The organism is Candidatus Bathyarchaeota archaeon, from assembly GCA_029882535.1.
Classification (GTDB): Archaea; Thermoproteota; Bathyarchaeia; order Bathyarchaeales; family SOJC01; genus JAOUKM01.
Genome location: JAOUKM010000001.1, coordinates 1 through 22,700, shown reverse-complemented (window position 1 = coordinate 22,700; position 22,700 = coordinate 1). Strand labels below are relative to the sequence as shown.

26 protein-coding genes and 1 tRNA gene are annotated in these 22,700 nt (G+C 42.9%); 9 read left to right on the top strand and 18 right to left on the bottom strand.

Features of this window, described 5'->3' with window-relative positions:
• Position 1: 1 nt before the first annotated feature.
• Both thiL and OEX01_00130 read left to right on the top strand, forming a co-directional pair.
• On the top strand, positions 2-1,009 hold the full coding sequence (thiL, locus tag OEX01_00135; protein ID MDH5447405.1) for a thiamine-phosphate kinase: 1,008 nt from the start codon (positions 2-4) through the stop codon (positions 1,007-1,009).
• A 50-nt stretch (positions 1,010-1,059) separates the two neighbouring features.
• Entirely contained in the window at positions 1,060-2,082 is a 1,023-nt protein-coding gene (locus OEX01_00130; GenBank protein MDH5447404.1) for a hypothetical protein, read from the top strand.
• Between the two features lie 93 nt (positions 2,083-2,175).
• Here OEX01_00130 and OEX01_00125 read toward each other — a convergent pair whose 3' ends face one another.
• From OEX01_00125 to tdh, 10 genes are all read right to left on the bottom strand, one after another.
• Positions 2,176-2,394: a hypothetical protein gene (locus OEX01_00125; GenBank protein ID MDH5447403.1), complete on the bottom strand. Its 219-nt coding sequence runs from the start codon at positions 2,392-2,394 to the stop codon at positions 2,176-2,178.
• A 199-nt stretch (positions 2,395-2,593) separates the two neighbouring features.
• A complete protein-coding gene (locus OEX01_00120) occupies positions 2,594-2,923 on the bottom strand; it encodes a hypothetical protein (protein ID MDH5447402.1) in 330 nt (109 codons plus the stop codon).
• Between the two features lie 73 nt (positions 2,924-2,996).
• Entirely contained in the window at positions 2,997-3,293 is a 297-nt protein-coding gene (locus tag OEX01_00115) for a hypothetical protein (protein ID MDH5447401.1), read from the bottom strand.
• A gap of 20 nt (positions 3,294-3,313) precedes the next feature.
• Complete coding sequence (locus tag OEX01_00110; GenBank protein MDH5447400.1) at positions 3,314-4,228, bottom strand: 4Fe-4S binding protein; 915 nt, start codon at positions 4,226-4,228, stop codon at positions 3,314-3,316.
• Between the two features lie 73 nt (positions 4,229-4,301).
• A complete protein-coding gene (locus tag OEX01_00105) occupies positions 4,302-4,667 on the bottom strand; it encodes a DUF5518 domain-containing protein (GenBank protein MDH5447399.1) in 366 nt (121 codons plus the stop codon).
• Positions 4,668-4,796: 129 nt separating this feature from the next.
• Positions 4,797-6,095, bottom strand: a complete 1,299-nt coding sequence (locus OEX01_00100; protein MDH5447398.1) for an endonuclease Q family protein — start codon at positions 6,093-6,095, stop codon at positions 4,797-4,799.
• Between the two features lie 7 nt (positions 6,096-6,102).
• Complete coding sequence (locus OEX01_00095) at positions 6,103-6,894, bottom strand: class I SAM-dependent methyltransferase (protein ID MDH5447397.1); 792 nt, start codon at positions 6,892-6,894, stop codon at positions 6,103-6,105.
• A 109-nt stretch (positions 6,895-7,003) separates the two neighbouring features.
• The gene (locus tag OEX01_00090; GenBank protein ID MDH5447396.1) at positions 7,004-7,621 is read right to left on the bottom strand and encodes a VTT domain-containing protein; all 618 of its coding nucleotides are present in this window, start codon (positions 7,619-7,621) and stop codon (positions 7,004-7,006) included.
• A gap of 149 nt (positions 7,622-7,770) precedes the next feature.
• A complete protein-coding gene (locus tag OEX01_00085; GenBank protein ID MDH5447395.1) occupies positions 7,771-8,973 on the bottom strand; it encodes an aminotransferase class I/II-fold pyridoxal phosphate-dependent enzyme in 1,203 nt (400 codons plus the stop codon).
• 70 nt (positions 8,974-9,043) lie between these two features.
• The gene (tdh, locus tag OEX01_00080; GenBank protein MDH5447394.1) at positions 9,044-10,111 is read right to left on the bottom strand and encodes an L-threonine 3-dehydrogenase; all 1,068 of its coding nucleotides are present in this window, start codon (positions 10,109-10,111) and stop codon (positions 9,044-9,046) included.
• Between the two features lie 232 nt (positions 10,112-10,343).
• Between tdh and OEX01_00075 the strand changes: the two genes are divergently transcribed.
• Positions 10,344-11,297, top strand: coding sequence for an amidohydrolase family protein (locus tag OEX01_00075; GenBank protein ID MDH5447393.1), 954 nt, complete (start codon positions 10,344-10,346; stop codon positions 11,295-11,297).
• 20 nt (positions 11,298-11,317) lie between these two features.
• On the opposite strand, the gene OEX01_00070 is transcribed toward OEX01_00075, so the two are convergent.
• Positions 11,318-11,800 carry a DinB family protein gene (locus OEX01_00070; protein MDH5447392.1) on the bottom strand — a complete coding sequence of 161 codons (483 nt, stop codon included), beginning with the start codon at positions 11,798-11,800 and terminating at the stop codon, positions 11,318-11,320.
• Positions 11,801-12,025: 225 nt separating this feature from the next.
• On the opposite strand from OEX01_00070, the gene bshC reads away from it, so the two are divergent.
• The 3 genes from bshC (at position 12,026) to bshA (ending at position 15,376) form a co-directional block, all read left to right on the top strand.
• Complete coding sequence (gene bshC / locus OEX01_00065; protein ID MDH5447391.1) at positions 12,026-13,492, top strand: bacillithiol biosynthesis cysteine-adding enzyme BshC; 1,467 nt, start codon at positions 12,026-12,028, stop codon at positions 13,490-13,492.
• A gap of 97 nt (positions 13,493-13,589) precedes the next feature.
• Complete coding sequence (bshB1, locus tag OEX01_00060) at positions 13,590-14,267, top strand: bacillithiol biosynthesis deacetylase BshB1 (GenBank protein MDH5447390.1); 678 nt, start codon at positions 13,590-13,592, stop codon at positions 14,265-14,267.
• Entirely contained in the window at positions 14,264-15,376 is a 1,113-nt protein-coding gene (bshA, locus tag OEX01_00055; GenBank protein ID MDH5447389.1) for an N-acetyl-alpha-D-glucosaminyl L-malate synthase BshA, read from the top strand. Before bshB1 ends, bshA begins: the two co-directional genes overlap by 4 nt.
• 79 nt (positions 15,377-15,455) lie before the next feature.
• Here bshA and OEX01_00050 read toward each other — a convergent pair whose 3' ends face one another.
• Positions 15,456-15,692: a hypothetical protein gene (locus tag OEX01_00050; GenBank protein MDH5447388.1), complete on the bottom strand. Its 237-nt coding sequence runs from the start codon at positions 15,690-15,692 to the stop codon at positions 15,456-15,458.
• A gap of 372 nt (positions 15,693-16,064) precedes the next feature.
• Here OEX01_00050 and OEX01_00045 point away from each other — a divergent pair, with 372 nt between their 5' ends.
• A complete protein-coding gene (locus OEX01_00045; GenBank protein ID MDH5447387.1) occupies positions 16,065-16,556 on the top strand; it encodes a VOC family protein in 492 nt (163 codons plus the stop codon).
• 9 nt (positions 16,557-16,565) lie between these two features.
• Here OEX01_00045 and OEX01_00040 read toward each other — a convergent pair whose 3' ends face one another.
• A complete protein-coding gene (locus tag OEX01_00040; protein MDH5447386.1) occupies positions 16,566-16,940 on the bottom strand; it encodes a hypothetical protein in 375 nt (124 codons plus the stop codon).
• Between the two features lie 204 nt (positions 16,941-17,144).
• Between OEX01_00040 and OEX01_00035 the strand changes: the two genes are divergently transcribed.
• Positions 17,145-18,263: an ATP-NAD kinase family protein gene (locus OEX01_00035; protein MDH5447385.1), complete on the top strand. Its 1,119-nt coding sequence runs from the start codon at positions 17,145-17,147 to the stop codon at positions 18,261-18,263.
• Between the two features lie 3 nt (positions 18,264-18,266).
• On the opposite strand, the gene OEX01_00030 is transcribed toward OEX01_00035, so the two are convergent.
• The 3 genes from OEX01_00030 to OEX01_00020 all read right to left on the bottom strand — a co-directional run bounded on the left by OEX01_00030 (position 18,267) and on the right by OEX01_00020 (position 20,235).
• Positions 18,267-19,511, bottom strand: a complete 1,245-nt coding sequence (locus OEX01_00030) for a 2,3-bisphosphoglycerate-independent phosphoglycerate mutase (GenBank protein MDH5447384.1) — start codon at positions 19,509-19,511, stop codon at positions 18,267-18,269.
• 123 nt (positions 19,512-19,634) lie between these two features.
• A complete protein-coding gene (locus OEX01_00025) occupies positions 19,635-19,730 on the bottom strand; it encodes an SEC-C metal-binding domain-containing protein (GenBank protein ID MDH5447383.1) in 96 nt (31 codons plus the stop codon).
• Positions 19,731-19,836: 106 nt separating this feature from the next.
• A complete protein-coding gene (locus OEX01_00020) occupies positions 19,837-20,235 on the bottom strand; it encodes a hypothetical protein (protein ID MDH5447382.1) in 399 nt (132 codons plus the stop codon).
• 182 nt (positions 20,236-20,417) lie between these two features.
• Between OEX01_00020 and OEX01_00015 the strand changes: the two genes are divergently transcribed.
• Positions 20,418-21,761: a M14 family zinc carboxypeptidase gene (locus tag OEX01_00015; GenBank protein MDH5447381.1), complete on the top strand. Its 1,344-nt coding sequence runs from the start codon at positions 20,418-20,420 to the stop codon at positions 21,759-21,761.
• A gap of 165 nt (positions 21,762-21,926) precedes the next feature.
• Here the strand turns inward: OEX01_00015 and OEX01_00010 are convergent.
• Positions 21,927-22,014 (bottom strand) — tRNA-Ser (locus OEX01_00010).
• A 320-nt stretch (positions 22,015-22,334) separates the two neighbouring features.
• Positions 22,335-22,700: MBL fold metallo-hydrolase (locus tag OEX01_00005; protein MDH5447380.1), on the bottom strand; the 366-nt coding region annotated here is incomplete at its 5' end.

The window sequence follows — 22,700 nt, the reverse complement described above, 5'->3', positions numbered from 1 at the left end:
CTTGGGCACAGCAGAGAAGCTTGGCGAACGCAAAATAATTGAAACCATCTGTAAACACCTGAACAAAGCCCCCAACATGCCGGTGTCTTTCGGCGACGACGTTTCAACCATCAGATACAACGACAACAACCTCGCAGTTCTAAAAACAGACATGCTTGTAGGCAAAACAGATGTCCCACCCCAAATGACCTATTGGCAGGCTGCTCGCAAAGCAGTCGTCATGAACATCAGCGACTTCGCTGCAAAAGGTGTAAAACCCTTAGGGCTCCTTGTTTCATTAGGCATCCCGCGAAACTTAACAAAGAAAGATATAACGCAGATTGGAAAAGGCTTGAATGCGGGCGCAAGAGAATACGACACCTACGTCTTGGGAGGAGACACAAGCGAAACACAAGACCTCATAATTAGCATTGCAGCTTTCGGATTAACAAAAAAAGAAAACCTCATCTTACGCAACGGCGCACACCCAGGAGACATTGTAGCCACAACAGGCTTATTCGGCTTAACATCGTTGGGCCTTAAAATATTAACAGCGAAACTCACTGCACCACCGAAAATTAGAAAGAAGCTTGTGGACGCTGTTCTGATGCCCCATGCAAGGCTCAAAGAAGGCCTAGCTTTAGCAAAAACAGGCGCAACTACAGCGTCTATAGATTCCAGCGACGGATTGGCGTGGAGTCTTTATGAAATCAGCCGCGCCAGCAACATAGGCTTCGTAATTGACACTCCGCCAATCGCTCAAGAAACCTGCGAGTTCGCAAAAATACACAATCTTAACCCTTTGGAGATAAGCCTTTACGGCGGTGAAGAATATGAGTTAGTTGTCACCATTAAGCCAAGACATTGGAGAAGAGTTAGAGAAGCGGTTGTGCAAGAAGGAGGCAACCTTGTGAAAATCGGCAAGACCACATCAAAGAAAGCTCTACTTCTCAAGCAAAAGGGTAAGATGGTCAAAATAGAAGCGCGAGGATATGAGCATTTCAAGCATGAAGGGAAGCGACTAGGCTGATTCAATCCTGTGACGTTGGAAGTCTCCCCTACGTAGGTGAACCTGACAAGTTGTTAAAGGGGGCTGAAAATTTTGCGGCTAGTATTAGCGACGCCTCTGCCAAGCTTTTTGAGCAGACGGTTGTTGACGCTTTTTTAGACAAGCTGAAGGCAGGCATTGCAGTTCCAGCTTTTCCGCAATTTAGAGACATGAATAAGATGTTTCTTTCAACTTTCGAAGGCTTAGAAAAGATAAAGGGCGGCTACATCGAGACAGGGCGGCTAACCTTGAAGTCTGGGTATGGCAGACTACCTGAAGTGGCAGCTATAGAGCGAAACGCTGAAAAAATTCACGCGCAGACAGGCGACCCTTTTCAGTTCAGGGTCTGCATTACTGGACCATATACATTGGCCTTATTTTTCCCCTATAAGAACAGTCAAACCTACGGACAACTTGGTCGAGTGCTTTCAGAAATCATAGAGAAGAACGTTTTTGCCACTAAGCAAGGAAAAGTTGCCCTAATTTCTATAGACGAGCCGCTTTTTGGCATGGTTGACGACCCTTTAATAGACAGAGGCACTGAGGGAAGGGAGGAGCTTCTTGCGGCGTGGGAATCCATGATGAGCGATGCTAGAAACAGGAACGTAGAAACTTGTATCCATCTCCACTGCACCTCTGACGACTTGTTCTGGGCGGTCAAGTCGCTTAGGGTCGTAGAGTCACATGTAGATGACCCTCTTTACGAGATGAAAACAACTAAACAGCGTTTGGAAAGGGAAGATAAACTGTTAAAAGCTAGCATAGCCATCACAGACTTTGATCGATTAGTCAGGGAGAAGTTGGGTTCAAATGCGTCTGACGATTCTGTCGCAGAGGCTTGGAAAAACATTTCAAATGGGACGTTGAATCCAGAAGCGTTTCTGGAAGATGTTGGTGTCATGAAGAAGCGGCTTGTGAGAATTGTTGGACGGTTTGGTGTGGAAAGAGTGGTGCTGGCTGGTGCAGAATGCGGGTTACGAGGATTCCCAACCTATGCCTCTGCAATACATTGCTTAAAGCGTGTCTCGAAGGCTGTAGAATCAATCGCAAAATAGTTGATTTAGTGTATTGCCAAGGCACTATATCAGAAAACTCGGCGCGTAGTTTGTTGTCTAGAATTTGTCTGTTAAACAATGCTTTTTAAGATATTATGGTGTCCGTCTGCTTTTCATCAACGTTTTTTCAATGTTTTCCAACCGCTTCTCAATAGCATCCAGTCGGTTCAGAATTTGCTTTAATATGCGCCCTGAATTTTCTGTTGGAAAACTAGGCAGAGGAGTTGGTGGAGGCCATCGCCAATCTTCTTTTTTCTTAGGTCTTTTTGGCAATGTTGGGGGATAAACTGCCGCTTCTTTCTTTTTAGCCATGAATCTCACATCAAATAATTAGTGAGACGAGTTTATTAAAAATGTCGCAGCAAATGTGAATCATATATTCCTTGGCTTTTAACCTGTTAAGCGGTTCGATACGCTATTTTACGTTTGTAAAAGTGAAAGCTATAAAAAGGAGTGAAGCATTAAATTTTAATCTCGTGTCGGAACCGCAAATTTCGGGTGAGAACGGTTTCTAGATGCGTTGTCTTTTTTTGCGGCGTTTGACGCAGGACTTTCTAGGTTTTTTCTTCTGATTATTTTCTATTTCAATCAGTTGTAGTTTTTCCAACCCTTGAATAGCAGCGCCGGGATAATTTCGTTCAATCTCTCTTCTCAATCCTTTCGTGTCAACGTCACCATATTTTTTGACGTATATCACTGGTCTACCGTTTTTGTCGTATTTGACGGATATGGAGTAGCCTGAAGCGATTTCTATAGGTTCAGGTTCTGTTAATATGAATTGTTCAGGTTCGTCCAAATCTAAAAATTCTGGAGAATTTTTTCTTTGTTTTCTTTCTGCCATGTTTTTAGCATCCTTATTATGAAAGGGGATGCCCAAATTAAAGTCTTGTTTCTCCATAATCAAGATTTCTTCTTCAGCAGCAAATTCTTTTATGTGTCATTAGTTTCTTTTCGTACTGTTTCAAACAATCTGCTGCTTCTCCGATGTCCATGAATAGCTTGTCGACCCTTTCCACATCTTCCACAGTCACCTTATCTCGACCTGCAGTTTTGGCGCTTTGAGCTGCTAAACTTAGAAGCCCAACGGCGTACCGAGGGGAACTCTTTGCACCAACCTCTGTAAGTTTTCTAATAGCGCCTTTTTCCATCTTTATCTTCTCTTCTTCACAACTTATTCGAAGAATTTCTCGGATACTTTGTGAGTCATACACTTGAGTTAGCGGTGTTGTTTTTAGGGAAATTTTGGTTTCAATGCTTTTGTCTTACACGCATCTACGCATTCAAGACAGTATATGCATTCGGGATGGGTGAACTTTTCCCAAGACAAATCAAGAATTGGAACTTTCATTGGGCATGCTTCTACGCAACTGCGGCAGCTTTCCTTTGTGCAGTGTACTACGTTTCTTTTCAGCCCTAGAAAACTAAAATGATTAAGCAGAGCCATTATCGCTCCTACAGGACAGAAGTATTTACACCAGCTTCTGGGAGTATAGACTGCAAACACTAAAACAAGCCCCAAAATAAACAGGCGAGTCCAAAACAACGGTGAAAGAGTAAGTATCCCTCCTAAAATGTCTTGGAAAAGTGCTCCTGCAGAAAATGCGTTGTATGCCATGGTGGGCAGTACTGCAAACAGCATGTCGTGAGGACTCAACGCGTTAAAAGGTGCCTGGGCGAAAACTCCCAAAGCATCTCGATAACTGTAACCCATTCTCATTATTATTGTGGCAGATATTGTTATGCTTATGAGTAAAACTGCTCCAAGGATTCCATATTTTATATAAACCATATCTTTATGAGTTCTCGGCGAAATTTCCATGTGTTTTCTTTTCATGTAGCCGAGTATGTCTTGGATGAAGCCAAATGGGCAAGCCCACCCGCACAATGTTCTGCCCAAAAGCACCGCAACTATGAGAAAAGATGCAAGGGGAAGCCATGGAAAAGTGGCTTCGTAAAGCATATACTGCATTGCTGCAAAAGCGTCTCCTACAGTTTTTGCGGGATTTCCTAGGCTTTGTAGAACTGGTAGTGATAGAGATAAGGGTTCGAAGCCGAATACTACAGCGTTGAAGAGTAAGAAGAAGACAAATTGGCTGATTATTCTCAAGGTTCTTATGCGAAAAACTGCGTGTTCTATGTTAACCAAGTCTTCGAGGTGCTCCCTTCTTTGTTTTATGTTTTTAGAACGTGAGTTTAAGTGGCATAAAAAGGTTTCATTGCTATCTTGCTATTGCTCCGCCGACTAGTCCTCCAATGGCGGCTACTATTGCTCCAAAGGCGCTCACTATAATTGCTGCTAATCCTATAACTGCACCTGCTAGTCCTCCTAAAACTCCGCCAATCGGTCCTCCTAAAATTGCGCCTATTGTCCCCCCAACTATCACTGCAAGTACACCAAGCACTATCGCACCGAATATTCCGGCAAGAAAACCAGCTAGTGCTCCTCTGCCCATTCCACCCTTAGCTATTAATCCCGCAACTAATCCGCCGATTAAATGGCCAATTATCGGGATCACCCACCCAAGAACAATAATGATGAGAAAACCTATGAAAGCTCCAAGCCATAAACTGCCCGAGCTACCCAAATTAACACCTCAACTTTCTACATTGCTTGTTAATATAAAAGACTTGTCTAGACTGAGAAGTTTACCCAGAGTGGAGAAAAGAAATGCTCTTAAGAAAAACGACCTAGTCGGAGTGCATAATAGTAAGTGTTAGGTTTGACTGCACCATTCCGTAAGACTTCGCTGTGGAACTCTGCTAACTTTCGCCTCCACTTTCTCTTCTTCAAAGAGATTAAGCTGGCCATAGACTCCATCATAGCCAGGGATGACTTTGGCCATTCCTTCTCTAACCCTCACAACGGCTTCAGCGATTTTCGGGTCAACAACTTTACACAGTTCTTCTCTAGAAGCGTCAATCAGCACCATATATTCGTTGCCAAACATGGCTATTAGGCTGTTGTAGACGCTCCAGACGCTTTGCACGCTGGGAGATGACGAGTCTAAAACCGTTGCGATGATTTCTGAGAGTGGCAGCAAGTGTATGTAGCCGATACCGTTTTGCGGCTTAAAACCTGCTGGTCTGTCGGCTAACTCTTCAACTCTTTGTTCCACGCCCTTCGTTAACCTTCTGCGACACACTGGACAAAGATTGCCAAACTTTATTGCTTCCTGTGGCGGCATGGAAACATTGCAGCTTCTATGCCCAGTCCAATGGTATTTGCCGTAGGCAGGATTTGTTTCTATAGTAAACTTGAACCGTCTAGGGTCTTTCTTGCGAAGTGTGTCCACGACTTCTTTGTACGTGAGCTGTTCAAGGTCAAAAACGTTAGCTTCTCGTCCAATTCTCCAGGGCCAGCAGCTGTGGCTGTCGCTGTTTGACACTAGAGTGAATTTGTCTAAGGCGCTTAGTCGCCAATTCATAGGTGGATCGGAAGACAAGCCTGTTTCTAGGGTGTGAATGTGTTTTGTCATGTCTTGATAGCAGTCTTCTATTTTGTCGAAGCCGCTGAAGGCGCCGAAGAGGCTGAACCATGGTGTCCAAGCGTGAGCTGGAATAACTTCGTTGTCTGCTGAAACAGCCATGACTTCTTCCACCAAATGCGGCGCAGTCATTTCAAGAGTCGGTCTTCCGTCAAGGCTTAAGTCACCAAACCGTGCCAGTCGGTCGTTGATTTGCGTTGCTGTCTCAAAGTTAGGCGTCAAAATTACGTGATGAATTTTCTTTGTCTTGCCTCTGAAAATAAAGATCGTGCTTACTTCGCTGGTTATCATGAAATAAGTTGAGTTAGCGGTTTTAGTAGACTTGAAAAGCCCTGTGTTTGGAACTTCAACCAAGTCTTCTTGCAGCTCTTTCCACCATTGTGGATGCGTGAAATCTCCCGTGCTTACTAGATTCAACCCTTTTATTTTTGCAAATCGCGAAATCTCTTGGATATTTATCCTCTTGCTAGTGGCTCGACTGAAGCGGCTGTGAATATGCAAATCAGCGATAACTCTCAAGTTTTCCACCTGACTGTCAAGTTTTTGGGGCTGTCACGATTTTTTTCGCTTCCTGAAAAGCAGCAAACCGTCTTTTTTCAATGATGGCTACGTATTGTGCGTCTTCAGAATCTATGAATTGCTTTACCTTCCACCCAGTTTCTTTAAGTATTTCTCTCATCTCCTCTTTGGAAACCATCAGATAGTCAAACCATCGGCCAACATATTCTCGGAATCTTGATCTAATTCTCACTTGTCCACCCATTCTACCTTTCTTCTTGTTTAAATCGTGGTATTCCAAATGTGCGGGATTGTCCGTCTTGTAAGGATCGCGAGTTGAAGCTATGATTAAAGCGCTTTCAGAAGTCATCTTATGGAACCTCTTAAGGAGTCTTCTTGCCTTCTTGAAGCTGCCGAATAAACCAAAATTGTTTCCCATCATGATAATCGTGTCAAACGAATTAGGCTGGAAATTCCCGTCCTCAATTGACATGACTTTGGCTTTTTTCAACCCTTTTAGCTTACAGATCTTTATAGCAAGAGGGGAAATATCAATTCCAAGCACATCAAAACCCTTTTTCTGTAAATACAATGAATGTCTACCCGCTCCGCAACCTATGTCTAGAATTCTTCCTTGAACAAACTCCATTGCCTTCTGTTCAATTGGATGCCAGTCTCCATAATCGGAAAAATAGCCTTTCAAGCTCATAGCATCTATATATCCATTATTTCTCTCCACTATTTCGAAAACTTGGTTTCCTTTGTAGGCAACCCACAGTTTTTGACCAAACGCGTCTTCTTCAGGTTTCAGTGATTTGACTTCACTCATGAACAATAGTATGATGCCTTGACTATTTTAAACCTAAAGAAAGCACGAGCACACGCACTTCCCCAAGAGGAAAAAACAGAATTTTGCGGAAGTGTTTCCATGCTTATAGTCAGCGATTATCCTCAACTTTTCCTCTGTTTGTAACATACTTGTCAAAGACTTTTTCCCAGTCAACTCGATATAAGGCATAAATAACTAAGATCAGAAACACAGCAGTTATAGCAATACCTATCCAGCTTCCCGTGTCTCCGAAAAGAAGGGTGAGCAAGTCTCCGTAAATTTTGCCGAAGGTCGCTAGGATGTAGCACATGAGGGTCTTTCCTAATATGGCTGGAATGAACGCCTTGAATAGGCTGTATTGCAGAATGCCTAGTGGAATGAATAGCAAGTCGTCTGGAAGGGGGGTTAACGCAAAGATGAAGATGGCGGCGGGAGTGTATTTGCCGAAAAGCTTAAGGAAATAGTCCATTTTTCTCTGTCTTTCTTCGCTGATTATTCTTCGCCCGTAGTATCCAAGGAAATAGCCTGCAAGTTCTCCGATAGCTGAGCCGGAGCCTCCGGCAATTGTCAACAGCAAGGGGTTCCATCCCTCAATGCCTAGAAATAAAATAACTACTGTGTAGGGTATGGGGATGATAATTGCCATGGTGCCAATTAGGCTGATTAAAAACACGCCGAAATATCCAAACTGTAATGCCACGCCATGCATCCAATCTATGAAAGACACGTTGACACTCCATCTTTATGTTGCATTGATTTAGGTTGGACGGATTTAACTCTAACTATCCGGGTTGCTTCTTTTGAGTTTACAATGGATGTTTCTTTGATGCTTGTTGTAGAAAAATTGGGTGATGTTTGCCCTTTGTTTCATGTTGCTTAGATTAGCCCTAGCTTCTTTCCTCCTTCCTCAAACGCTTGAATAGCCTTGTCTAAATGTTCTCTGGTGTGTTTGGTGCACAGTTGAACTCGAATTCTCGCCTTGTCACGTACAACCATTGGATAGACAATTGGCAATGCAAATATGCCTTTTTTCCAGATGAAGTTTGCAAGCTCCTTTGCCGTTTTACTTTCTCCACACATCACAGGCACTATCGGGGTTTCGCTGTTTCCTGTTTCGAAGCCCAGGTCTTGCATTGCTTTGAGGAAGTAGTTGCGGTTTTCCCACACCTTCCTTACGTGTTCAGGCTCGGTTTCAAGGACATCAATTGCTGCGGTGCATGCGCCGGCCACGCCTGGGGGGACTCCTCCGCTGAGAAGCCAGCTTCTCGATTTGTTGTAGGCAAAGTTTCTCAAGTCTTCACAGCCAGTTATGTGTCCTCCTATGACGCCGAAGGCTTTGGAAAACGTTCCCATTTCAACGTGCACTTGGTTTCGATTTAAGTGGAAGTGGCTGACGATTCCGCGTCCGCCTTCGCCTAGCACGCCTTCGCCGTGGGCGTCGTCTACATAAACGCCTGCGCCGTATTCTTCGGCAATTTTTGCAATTTCTGATAGTGGGGCGAGGTCGCCATCCATGCTGAAGACGCCGTCAGTGAGAATCCATATGTGCCTATATGGTGGCTGGTGTTTTTCTGTTTCGTCCATGACGCGGGCTAAGTCTTCAATGTCTTTGTGTTTGAAGATTGCTCGGTCTGCGTGGGTTAGGCGTACGCCGTCTATTATGGAGCCGTGGTTGAGTTCGTCGGAGACGAAGAGGTCGCCTCTGCCGCACAGTTGTGGTATTAGTCCTTCGTTTGCCATGAAGCCTGTTTGATATGTTAAGGAGGCGGGGGCGTTTTTGAATTTGGCTAGGCGGCGGTCTAGCTCTTCATGTAATGTCATGTTGCCTGCGATGGAGCGGTCGCTGCCGGCGCCTGCTCCGTATTTTTTTGTTGCTTCTAGCATGGCGTTTACGACTTTGGGGTGTGTGGCTAGGTTGAGGTAGTTGTTGGCGCAGAGCATGATGACTTGTTTGCCATCTATGGTGCATGCGGGTTCGCTGGCTGTTTGGAGTTCTTTGAGTTCCCAGTTTAGGCTTTCGTTTACGAGTCGACGGTATTCTTCACCCATGTATTTTGTTGGGTGACGTTTTGTTTGCACACGTTTCACCTCAATAAACTATCTTTTCTGCTTTCCATATTCGATTAGCATTCTCTTAACTTTTACCGCTCTACCATTTGGGCTCCAAAACAACCTTCGCAGCCTTTTTCGAATTAATCAACTCAACACCCTCCTCCACATCCTCCATAGAAAGCTTATGCGTAATAATAGAAGCAATCTTACTCCGAAACACCGAATCCGAAAGCAACCCCTTAACCTGATACCAAGTCTGAAACATCCGCCTCCCAGAAATACCATAAACCGTCGCTGCCTTGAAAATCATAGTATTATTAAAATCAAACATAACGGAAGAATCAAAAAGCCCCAATAAAGAAACTCTCCCACCAGGCGTCAAAATCTCAAAAGCCTGCCGCAAAGCACTCGGAGCACCCGACATTTCTAAAACAACATCAACGCCCTTTCCATCGGTTTCGTCAAGTATTATCTGAGAAATATTCTCCCCCTCCTCCCTTGCACTAAGAACCAAGTCTGCACCCATCTTTGTCGCCAAATCCATACGCACCCTGTTCAAACCGCCTGCAGTAGCAAAGATCTTCGCCGCACCCAACGCCTTCAACACAGCAACAGCCATCAACCCAATAGGACCACAACCCAAAACAGCCACGTTCTTTCCCACAATATCTTCAACATTATCCTTCGGCAAAGCCGTTTGAACAGCATTCCCCAATGGCTCTTGGACGGACGCAACTCCAGAGTCAAGCTTCGGGTCGTTCTTCCACGCATTCCTCTCGGGTAAAGCAACGTACTCCGCAAAAACGCCATCCCTGTCAACGCCCAATATTTGCACATGTCGACAAACGTGCATACGATCAGTTCGACACTGATAACAAGTGCCATCCACTATATGCGTCTCAGCAGAAACAAAATCTCCGCTCTTTACGCTAGATACATCTACCCCCACTTCCACTACCTCACCACAAAGCTCATGTCCAAAAATAAATGGAACTTTCTTTATCCGTTCCTGCGCCCACTTGTTCCAGTTCCAAATATGCACGTCAGTACCACATATCGAAGCTGTCTTAACCTTTACAAGAACCTCGTTCCTTTCAATTTTCGGAATACTAACAGTGGTGGTTTCTGCACCCGGCGCCCGTTTCGTCTTAACAACTGCATACATATTCTCAAACTCTCCACTTTTGAAGCATAATTTGAGAGAAATAATCCATTTAGTTCTTAAGCTAAAAAACTTATCTAAACGAACTTGTTCAACCTTATACACAAGACAAAAACTGGAGAAAAACAAAGCCTGTGCTGAGTATGAATTGTTTTCGCGCGTGCAATCACCATGAAATAAAATAACCTAAATATTCTTCTAAAATGATAATATCTTAAAGAAAAGAGGAAATTATATGACCTCTAACGGATTGAAAATAATCGACTTCCATGCTCATTTTCCGACTACAAAATGGGTGAATTGGGTTGCCTCATGGAGAAAAAAGTTAGCTGAGAGATATGGAATGGAGAAGGCTCAGTTACTTGTAGAGCAGTCAATGCAAGATAAGGAAAAAATGAGGAAACTTTGGGGCTTTGCGCCTCCTGAATCTGGGACACTTTCAGATGAGGAGCAAGCAGCTAGGTGGGCTACGGATTTGGCTAGCAAAGGTGTGGAAAGGGTAAATTTTGTGACAGGTGGGGGAAACGATAATTTATCTAAAATCGTGAGGTTATACCCCGACAAATTTTCAGGGTTTGCCCACCATAGTATATTCTCGGAGGATTCGTATTCAGAGCTTGAGAGGGCAATTAAAAAGCTTGGATTAAAGGGATACAAAATGATAGCATCCTCGCAGATGAAATCTATAGATGATAAGTCAGTTTACCCCGTTTGGGAAACTGTGGAGAAACTTGAAGTTCCTGTGATAATTCATTTCGGTGTCCTTGGTGGAGGTGGAGGGCCATCCCTTGATTTAAGGAATATGAACCCGCTTACACTATGGGAGGTTGCAAAGATGTTTCCGAGAATTCCGTTCGTCATTCCCCATTTTGGCGCGGGGTACCTCAGAGAGCTTCTTCTACTTTGTTGGTCATGTCCCAATGTATACATAGATACTTCGGGGTCAAACCGTTGGATGCATTGGATGCCATTCGAAATGGACTTAAAAGGGCTTTTTAGGAAGGCTATCGAGACTGTTGGTCCAGATCGTTTGATCTTTGGAAGCGACTCAAGCTATTTTCCAAGAGGTTTCAGTACCCCATATCTTATGGAGCAGCTAAAAGCTTGCCGAACAATAGGGCTCGATAAGGAAAGCATTGAGAAGATTTTTTATAAAAACGCTGCGACATTATTGAAACTAGAAAAATAAAGAGAGTATGATGATACAGCTTAGGTTAGGAAGTGGTCATCTGTCTGCTTTCGCCGTTTGATGGCACCTCTGATATAAGCAATTTGCCCAACATGGTGGAAAATCTCAGAGACATAAGCCAAGAGACCATATTGTCGTTTCCTTTTTCCTCCCCAGAGGGGTATTTCGACTTCGAGTTCTGCCAGAGTCAGCTCTTCGAGACTATTTATCAAATTTTTTCTTCCCTTTTCTATGTCACTCATTATTTTGCTTAAAGAATATGATCTGTTGTCAATGTAGTCTTCAGACCAGTCTTTTGGCTTATACTCTGGGTCACCCTTTAGGATTTTGTGTATTCCTACATTCCATTGTTGGGAGAGATGGGTAAGTATCCACCTTATGGAGTTAGTCTCTTTTAGAGGTCGCCAATCAATCTCCTTTTCAGAGAGGTCCTTCATCGCCGAGTCAAATCTCTCGAAGGCTATTTCTACGAACCTTTTTATTAATGCAACTTTCTCAGACATTGAAACCAGCTCATACGTAACTGGTATGAGTTGTGTCTTACGAATATAAATGCTTGTTGAAGGAGTAGTACCCCATTAGAATTGGTGCCAACAAAAATGTTTTCTATTAACGCACACACATTAACAGAAAACACAGCAGCAAGGAAACACAATGGACAAATACGCAATTGGGTATAGGTTAAAATAACTTTGGTGACAAATCTCAAAAGCAAAAGGGGATCTAAAGTGAAATCTAGTGTCTTGCCTTATGAATTCGTAACTTCAGAGAGGATAACCATCGACTACATCAATTATGCAAATAATCTAAAGCACGTGTTCCCAAAACATTTCAGAGAGCCAACCGTTCGAAAATGCAACGTAGACCGTCAGAGACTTGTAGACAAGTTGCTGGATTACAACAAGAAAATAAACGCGCCCAACCGAGTGACTCAAAATATAGAATCTCTTTCACAAGCAGAGACTTATGCTGTGATAACAGGTCAACAGCCCGGCTTGTTCTCAGGTCCATTGTACACAGTATACAAAGCAATTTCTACCATTGTCATTTGTGAAAGATTGTCTACCAAGAAATATTCGCTCGTTCCCATTTTCTGGAATGCATCTGAGGATCATGACTTTTCTGAGGTTAATCACATTAACATGTTCATGGAAAATGAGCCATACAAAATTCATTATGACTGTGCAGCAAAGGACGTAGCTCTTTCACATATGAGTCTTGACAAATTCGAATTGAATAAGATGTTAACTGTCATAGAGGATGTATCTCCAGACTCCGAGTTTAAAGCGCCTTTACTGAGAAAGAGCAAAGAAATCATAGAAAATTCATCCACTATAGGAGATTTCTTCTCCAGGTTTATGATTTGGCTTTTTGGAGAATTAGGACTTGTCATGATGGAGCCGCAACACTTTAGAGATTTGATGATTCCTGTTTTTAACAGGTTAATTAGAAGCCCAACTGAATGCACTCAGATCTTGAACAGAGCAGGTTTAGAGCTTGAGAAGCTTGGTTATTCTCCTAGAATCCACAAGAAATCCAACATATGCAATTTCTTTCTCTTGAACGAAGATGGAAAGCGACTGCGAGTCACATACAATGGCAAATTCCAGGCTGCCAATGAAACTTTTTCACAGAAAGAACTACTTGATCTATTAGATGGCAATCCCTCCAGATTTAGTGCGAATGCTTTCACAAGACCTATAACTCAGGATTTCCTCTTTCCCACGTTCGCATATGTGGCTGGACCAAACGAGATAGCTTATCAAGCCCAATTGAAAGGACTATACAACTTTTTCTCCCTAGAGGCACCGGTTATATTTCCGAGATTTGGGGCTACAATAGTCGAGAAAAAGGTTTCCAAAGTTCTTGAAAAATATAATGTAGAAATTTATGAACTTTGGAACCCGGCGAAACTATTGAAAGAATTAGCTAGGAAGAAGATGGGGGATGTCTTTGATTCCTTTAAGAGCGAAGTTTCGAGGAACATGTCTGAAGTGATTCGACAAGCTGAGTCTATTGACAAGGCTCTCATTGAACCTTGCGCACTCACAAAAGGTAAAATACTTAAGACAATAGAAGTCTTGGAAGACAAGATCGCTTCGAAGCGTAAGAGCATAATCTGGTTGTCAGACGACAGATTACAAAAGCATATAACAATCTCTTTCCTAATAGCCACCTCCAAGAAAGGCAGATAAATGTCTTGGAGTACATCATAAAATTCGGAAAAAAATTTTTGACAGATGTTTACGAAAACTTTATTGAAGCCGATTATGGTGAACATAGGGTGATTAAATGTTAGACATCCTTGCCATTAGCCCTCATCCTGATGATGTAGAGCTTTGTTGTGGCGGTCTCATCGCAAAGATGGGTAGCAAGGGATATCGCATTGGTATAGTGGACCTTACTAAGGGAGAGTTGGGAACTGAAGGAACAGCCGACATCAGGATGCAAGAGGCAACTAAAGCAGCTGATTTACTTGGTGTACAGATTCGTGAAAACATGGATTTCGGAGATTGTAGAGTAAGCTCTGGTTTTGATGAGGCTAAAAAATTAGCAGGTGTGATTAGGCAATATATCCCCTCACTTCTGATAGCACCATATGGGGATGATCATCATCCAGACCACGCAGCGAGCAGGAAGCTTGTTGATAAAGCAGTCTTCTTTGCCAAACTATCAAGAGTGCGAACAGATAACGAAGTGCACCAAGTTAAAATGGTTACTTATTACATGTTACATAAATCGTTTGTTCCATCGTTTATCGTCGATGTTACGCAGAGTCATGGAAAGAAATTAGAGGCCATTAAAGCCTACAAATCTCAGATAGGATTAATGTTAGGAATGGAAGGCTTGCTTAAATCAACAGAATTAAGAGACCAAATCTATGGTTCAAGAGTAGGTGTCAAATATGGCGAACCATTCTTCTGCAATACTCCTTTAATGATCGATGATCCGGTGGTCTTCTCGAAATGAGAATAGGCATTGCATGTTTTCCAACATATGGCGGAAGCGGAATCATTGCTACCGAACTGGCGCACCTGCTGGCAGAGAAGCATGAGTTACATTTGGTCAGCTATGACAAGCCTGTTCGATTGGAGGAGAAGACAGATTTCTCCTTTCATAAGGTGGAGCTTCTCTCATACCCACTTTTCGAGCGTGTTCCATGTTGTTATTCTCTGGCATTAATCTCAAAACTCTCAGAGGTCATAAAATCCTGCAGTCTAGATATAGTTCATGCTCATTATGCCGTTCCAAATGCCACATCTGCTTATTTAGCTAAAAAAATTTGTAATGACTCTGTGAAGGTGGTAACTACACTTCACGGTACCGACTCTTACTTGGTTGGAAGTCATCCCTCTTACAAAGAGGTAACACAGTTTAGTATGCAAAATAGCGATGCATTGACCGCAGTTTCTGAATACTTGAAAGAACGCACAGTGGCTGAATTTGATATCACAAGGGAAATTAAAATGATACCAAATTTTGTCGATCCTCAAAAGTTCAAGAGATTGAAGACAGATCGAAAAGAAAAGATTGTATGTCATTCATCAAACTTCAGACCAATAAAACGAATACCTGATATTATTAAGGCCTTTAAAGAAATCTTGCAAGAAGTCGAATGCAAGTTGTTCCTCATTGGAGATGGGCCTGAACGGCCTAAGGCCCAAGAAATGGTGAGAAACCTTGGGATATCAGAGAACATAAAATTCTTTGGAAACGTGAAGAACGTCCAGGAGATCATTGGCAAATGTGATTTATTCCTCTTACCATCAGAGGATGAAAGTTTCGGACTTGCTGCATTGGAAGCTATGAGTTGTGAAGTTCCTGTAATTGCCACCAATGTTGGAGGATTAAAAGAGTTGATCTCTCATGGTGTCGATGGTTATCTGACTGAAGTGGGAGATGTAGAAATGCTTGCTCAATACTCTCTAAAGATTTTAACAGACTCAGACTTGCAGAAGAAATTAGGAAATAACGCTATGCGAAAGGTTCTTGAGAAGTATACACCTGACAAAATTGTGCCCAAATATGAAGACCTTTATAAGGAAACCTTAAAGGAGAAATTAGCGACAGCAGCGTAATGCGCGCGCTTTGCAGATAATTTCTCTGTTCTCTACAGTCTTGATGAACCTATATCGCTTGTCTCTTGCCTCTATGTCATTACAGCCTCTCTATAACTGATCTCAGTAGCTTGTCCCTATACAAATCGTGAGCTAGGCTTCCACTTTTCCATTTATGTCCGATATAGTAACGTGATGCTTTAACTTGAATTCTGGCATGTTCTTTTCCTTTAAAAACAAGCAAGTCGACGCCTACGTCATGCAAAGGGAAATACACGTCAAAACCCTCACTTGACAGTTCTTCAGCTACAATGCATTTGCAGGTTGCAGAGACCACAAATTGCGAACTGGCAAGATTTTTCCCAAAATGACACTTTGCTCTTATCGTATATAAAATACGACATGAAAGCGCGCGCATCGGATTTAAAGTTAGCTTGCTGAGTGTAGATTAGTGGGTTTTTTGTCTTGTAAACTGTCAAGAAGAGTTTTAACTATCTTCAGAAAAGGTATTAACCCATGAAATATTCGACGACAATTCTAGTCAACTTAGCAACAATCATTTTTGCACTGGTAGTTGTTTGGGTATATGCAAGAGAAATGTTTGAATGGGTTGCTCTCTTGCTGGCACTCTATTTTCTATGGGTGGTAGTAAAATTTATTCTACAAAAAAGAAGGAAAAATTGACCTTCTAGGAAACTTAGGCTTTGAGATTGCAAAAAGAATTGACAACAAGAAAGGGAGAATTGCCAAACTCAAAGGTAACAGGATAATTCTGCAGCTTGATGCCATAGCCCTACCAGAGAATATACTCAGGTACATGGTGGCTCATGAAGTAGCACACATAGAAAACAAAAGGCATACCACAAAATTATCCAGACTGTCACAGTTGCCTGCCACCAGACTGAAACCCAGAATCTCAAAGTCACAACACGACACTCATTATTTCCACTATAGAGTCTCTCATAGGGGAAAAAAAGCCAATCTGAAAAATAGAAAGCGCAAGAAAAAGGGACGAAAGGAAGGTGCACCCAACATCTACTTTGCCGTCGAAGATCTTGACGCAGAATACAAAAGACTGAGTGACAGAAGTGTGAAATTCATCGAGCCACCTAAGAAGCAATACTGGGGTGGGTATGCTGCCTTATTTGCTGATCCTGACGAAAACCTATTCTATTTAGTGGAAGTCAAAAACGAAGCTTAACGAGAATGCTCATACAGTTTGTGCTAAAACAGTGAAGCTGCAAGAGGAGACATTGAACTCCCTTCCGTACCTTCCTATAATCTCTTCTGCCTGAGGATCCTTCTTTACTGCGTCAAGAAAATCCTCAAAGGCTTTCAGATCGTCGAAGATCAACTGTTCTATGTATCTATTTCTCTTATGGATAGTCTGATATGGGAAATACTTCTTCTGCACTTCCATGGGCATGAATAACTCAACCCGTTTGCAGCCATGGGATTCATGAAAAGGTTTTAGCTTCTCTTTAGCAAATTTCACGAAGTCCTCCAGCTTTTCAGGAGGAATCTCACATGACCACTGAACCATAATCAAACCTTTCACCTCGCGTGCAAGTTTGTGATTATTCAATCGGTCGCCTTATATCTTCTCCAATACTGTATAGGAAGATGCGCGCAGCCAAACAAAAAACTGAAGTTTCAACCATTGAATTCAGCAGACTTTTGCTTCACACCATGAAGCGCCAGATTTTATGGGGTCCCTAGAAGAACAAGCTCGAACCACAGACCACGTGATGTGTATGATTATATTAGGGTGTTGATAAATGGTTGTATTATGAGAATAGGTTTTCTCGTTAACCCAATTGCGGGCATGGGAGGAAAAGTCGGACTAAAAGGAACAGATAGTGTCTTCAAAAAAGCCGTTAACATGGGAGCAAAACCAGTTGCCCCTGAAAGAGGAACAGAATTTCTAAAAAAACTAAAAGAGCTAGGACTAAACCAAAGAATCCAACTAATAACATGCCCAGCCACAATGGGCGAAGAAGAAACCTGCTTGGCAAATTTAGACGCCGACATTTTATCAATGGAAATAACAACAAAAACAACCGCAGAAGACACAAAAAAAGCAGTAAAACTAATGACAAAACGCAAAATCGACCTTATTCTATTCGTAGGTGGCGACGGCACAGCAAGGGACATTCTAGACACACTGCAAAGTTCAAACTCCACACCAGTTCTAGGCGTTCCATCCGGCGTAAAAATGTACAGCGGAATATTCGCCATCAACCCAATAGACGCAGCCTACATCGTTGAAGCCTTCATCAAACAAGAAACTCAACTAGACGACTTCGAAATAATAGACGCAGACGAAACCGCCATCCGAAACGACCAATTCAACATACGACTCTATGGCTTTTTAAAAGGTCCTTTCCTGCCAATGCGCATTCAAGGAAGTAAACAAGTGTCTCCAGAGACCTTAGATGAACATGAAAACCAGGTGGCTGTTGCCCGCTTTATAATAGAAGAGATGAACCACAACGCTGCCTACATCCTCGGCCCCGGTACCACCGTAAAATGCGTAGCGGACTTGTTAGGTGTGGAAAAAACTCTCCTAGGAGTTGACATATACCGCAAAGACGGAATGACAAAAGACGTTAACGAAGAGAAGTTGTTGAAAGAAATAGACGATTGGCAGAACACGTGGATTATTGTTTCTCCAATTGGACGACAAGGAATCTTGTTCGGGCGAGGCAATCTGCAAATCAGCCAGAAAATCATCAGACTTGTTGGGAAAGACAAAATTCTCGTGTTGGCAACTAGAAGCAAGATTAGAAGCATTGAAGAAGGCGTTTTGAGAGTTGACACGGGCGATGCAGAAGTAGACAGGATGCTCAGGGGATACATAAGAGTAGCCACAGACTACCGCGAATGGAGACTATTACAGATCAGATGAAAATCAGGCGCCCGCCTTCTCAGCCTTCCCCAGCAAGTTCATAAGTATAAACATCAAGTCTCTCCCCCTAATTCGACCAAGCCCCCCTTTTGCACATGTTCTTTCTCCGAACTCTTTAACATCATCCGTACGGACACTTGGCCCCATAATCGCAACAGGCACTGGCTCACCGCTGTGCTCCTTCTTTATCGACGAAGTCGTGTGATCTGCAGTCACGGCGATAAACGACTCATCCAGATCCACATGACTTATGAAGTGGGCAACTAAGGCGTCTACCTTTTCAATCATCTCTATTTTCTTCTGAGGCTTTCCATCGTGGCTTGCCAGATCAGTAGCCTTTACGTGAACAAGCACAAAATCGTAGGATTGTAAAGCTTGCACTGCAGCTTTTGCCTTTGCAATGACATCTGTTTCGTACGTTCCCATAGCGCCTGGAACCGAAATTAAACGCATTCCAGCAGTTTTGCAAACACCTCTTACAAGAGGCACAGCCGCGATTGCTGCTGGACGAATTCCGTAGAGAAGAGGAATGGGGTCAATTTCGGGTAATTGTCCAACGCCTCTGCAAAGAATAAAGTTAGCAGGCAGCAAACCTTTCTTATCTCTTTCCTCGTTTACTGGGTGATTTTTCAACACTTCGTGGAATTGTTGTGTGAGCTTATTCAGAACATCGGCAGTGTTTTTTGCTTCTCTGCTTCCATCAAGTGGGCGAGCATTTAAAACCTTGGCTCCTGTTTCATGCGGATCTGTATCAGAAACCATGGTGGACAGGTTTGGTCCGCTTAGGCGAAGTATCGCTCGATGTTGAACGGTGCTTTTGAACAGTGCGCCTCCTACTTCGGGTGGGTCAGCTTGAAGCGACTCCTCAACAGCAACTGCCAACTTAGCTGCATCCTCGTTCCCTATTCTCCCTGCCCTTCTGTCCAGCACTTTGAAATCTTTGTCAATAGTGGCGAAGTTGCATCGAAACGCCAAGTCGTTGGGGAGAATGTCTATTCCTGAACCGATTGCTTCAAGTGCTCCTCTTCCAGTGTATACTTCCATTATGTCGTAGCCCAGCAACGCAAGATGGGCTGTGTCGCTTCCTGGCGGAATGCCTGGCGCTATTACGTCTATCATGCCGCATATGCCTGATTTTGCTATGCGGTTGAGGTGTGGTTTTTTGGCTGCTTCCAGCGGGGTCTTGGCGTTTAATTCTTTGAGGGGGACGTCTGCCATTCCATCTGCGATGACGAGAACTGCCTTCACGAATAGGTCACCTTACTCTTTATTCTTTGATCGTTGTAATTATAATTGCTGTTTTCTTTTTTTTACAAAATGTGTGTCTGTAAAGAAAAAGGTGGACTGTGCTTCTAGGCTGGTTTTGTGTGTTTATTCTCCGCAGCAGTCTTTATACTTCTTTCCGCTTCCGCAATCACATGGATCGTCAGGTTTGGGTTTTGCTTTCTTGGATCCACAACAAGACATTTCTTTTTCACCTTACTGTCCAGTTATTTTCTAAACTATTTTAACTTATCGTTTTTATATACGCATGATGTGTGAGACGCATGTTGTGTAGTTTTCGCGGTATTTTTCATAGCGAATTAGCCAACTCTACAACTTTATCTTTTATCTGCATGAATATCTTCTCAGCGTATCCGTGGGGCAAGAAGTATGGATCGTCGATGTTCCACACAACAATTTTGCCTGCACATTGTGGGCATTTTCTTAAGATGGCTTCGTTGTGTTTAGGTTTCATAGCCACTATAAGGTCATAGCTGCCAAGTTCTTTCTCATTTAAACCCTCTGGAGCATGCTTTAGATATTTTTGAGCGTTTTCTCTTGCCAAGTATTTTTTCGCGGCTTCAGATATTGGGATTGCCGGATCTATCCCTGCAGAGTCCACGTCTACCTCTGGTTTAAGCTTCTTCAACAGTGCCTCTGCTACAGGGCTTCGATAAGCATTTCCCGAACATACAAACAAAACTTTCATACAAGCCACGTGAGCATCTAAGTTTCTGAGATTATAGATTAGGTTAAGATCTTATAAACTTCTAAATTCTTACCTGCTTAGAGAGTTATAAACTTCTCCTATGTGATTGCTAGTTATCCTTTTGAGAAGGGTGCGCAAATTCTTTATGTTATTGGTTAGTATTCTGCATTCGGCGAAATTATATGTTTGATAATGTTGTAGAAGAGATCCCTGACTACAAAGCCTTTTACACGATAGATGAATTGAACGCAAGCTCTGAAAAACTAGCTCAAAAACATCCGTCAAAAGTAAAGATTTTCGAGATTGGCAAGTCACGAAAGGGAGAGATGATAAAGGCATTAAGAATCGGCAAAGGAAAAAAGACAGCGTTGCTATTCGGTTTTCCTCACCCAAATGAGCCTATTGGAAGCGTGGCGCTTGAATATCTTTCGTGGAGACTAGTTGAAGATCGCGCCTTGGACAAACTTGACTTTACATGGTATATAGTTAAATGTATAGATCCAGATGGAGCAAGGCTGAATGAGGGATGGTTCAAAGGCCCCTTCACTCCGTTTAATTATGCTTTGAATTACTATCGCCCTCCAGGGTATCAGCAAATTGAGTGGACCTTCCCGATCAAGTACAAAACCCTTCTATGGGACACGCCGATTCCAGAAACAAGAGCCTTGATGAGGGTTATGGAAGATGTGAAGCCCCAGTTTATGTATAGCCTTCACAACTCTGGCTTCGGCGGAGTCTACTTCTATGTTTCATCACGCTGTAAGCCACTCTATCCAAAGTTCCAGAATCTGGCTAAGAAAGAAAAGCTGCCCTTACATCTAGGCGAACCAGAAACACCCTACGTGAAGAAACTCGCAGAAGCAATATTCAGAATGCCAACATCAGTCGAAACATACGAGTTCTTGAAGAAACACACAAAAAAAGATCCGGCAGAGATCATTAACTATGGTACAAGTAGCGACGATTATGCTCGAAGAGTCGCTGGAAGCTTTACCTTAGTGTGTGAAATGCCATATTATTACGATTCGAGAATTGAGGATACTTCTGAATCAGACGTGATAAGAAAAGAGGCAGTTCTACATAGCATAAAGCTTGCAGAGGAACGCTACAATTTCATCAAGAAAAAGTATTCAGAAGTGAAAGCAAGTCTTAGTAGCCATGAGGATAAGAAACCATTTATAGATGCGATTGAAGATTCTCTGAAACGTTTTCCAGATACCATAGCAGCTTGGAAACATTGGGCTAAGACCGATCCAAAACTAAAACGGAAAGCAACCGTTGCCGAAAAGTTTGATTCATATGTGATTAGCCGCTTTTACGATCTTTTGTCTTTAGGGATGCTCTATCGCTGCGTGAAAAGCACGAATAACAAGAAAATTGAAAAAGCAGTTTTGCAGCGTGTCGTAAAATGGAATAAAGAGCTTGAGAAGCAACTTTCCTACGAGGTCGTACCCATAAGGAGTTTGGTTAGAGTACAGCTTGGAAGCGCTCTTCTAACTGCTGAATACATTGGCAAAAAACGCTGATATGCGCAGTTACAGACATGTTGCAACTATGTCATTGACTTCGGTGCACACATATTGCGATACTGCATGCGCCATTAATTCAAATCTCTATCGGAGAGACAAGGGAAAAGAAAGGCTAAGGAGACGACTGTTCCCAAGCAAAAAATGATGTTTTATGTGACAGGATGGCGCGGGGTGCGGGATTTGAACCCGCGCGGCCCGATGGACCACAGGCTTAGCAGGCCTGCCCCCTACCAGGCTAGGGCAACCCCGCATCGTTTTTTCCTGACCCCGTAGCTTTTCAATTGTTGAGACGCGTTATTTTCTTTTTCGGAAGAACAATAGTCCTTCCTTTTCGCATGCGCGCATAGCCAATGGGTGTAGCAACATGGCAGGATGCTGTATTGGTAGTTTAACCTTGAATCCATTGCGTTGTCAGTGTTTTTTTTGGTTGGTCGGGTTGGAATTGAACCCCGAACCCACACTTAGCCAGTCAAACCCGATTTAACCTAACCAACTATAACCATGCGCGCGCGAGGGTTTTATAGCTAGCTAGCGCATTCATTTCACGAATATGTTCGGGTTAGTAACTAGCTAGTGAGTTTTCATGAACAGCTCCATCGGGAATGGCTGGCCGTGCCCGGGGTACACTGAGTTGATTTGTAAACGTTTCAGTTTTTCGACACTGGCGTGCGCTGCAACTGGGTCATCGATAATGGACCAGATCTCTGGTTTGCCCACATTGGCCAGCAGATCCCCGCAAAACAGGTCGCCGCTGCCTGTCAGGATGCCTATTGAACCCTTTGAGTGCCCTGGAATATCAAGAACTTTAGCGTCGAATCCATATCCAGAGAAATCGTATCCCTTGTCGATATATAAATCGGGTTTAAACCTGTCCGATTTTCTTAACCTGAAGAACAACTTAAAAATTATTCTGATGAGAATATTCTGTTTGTTTCG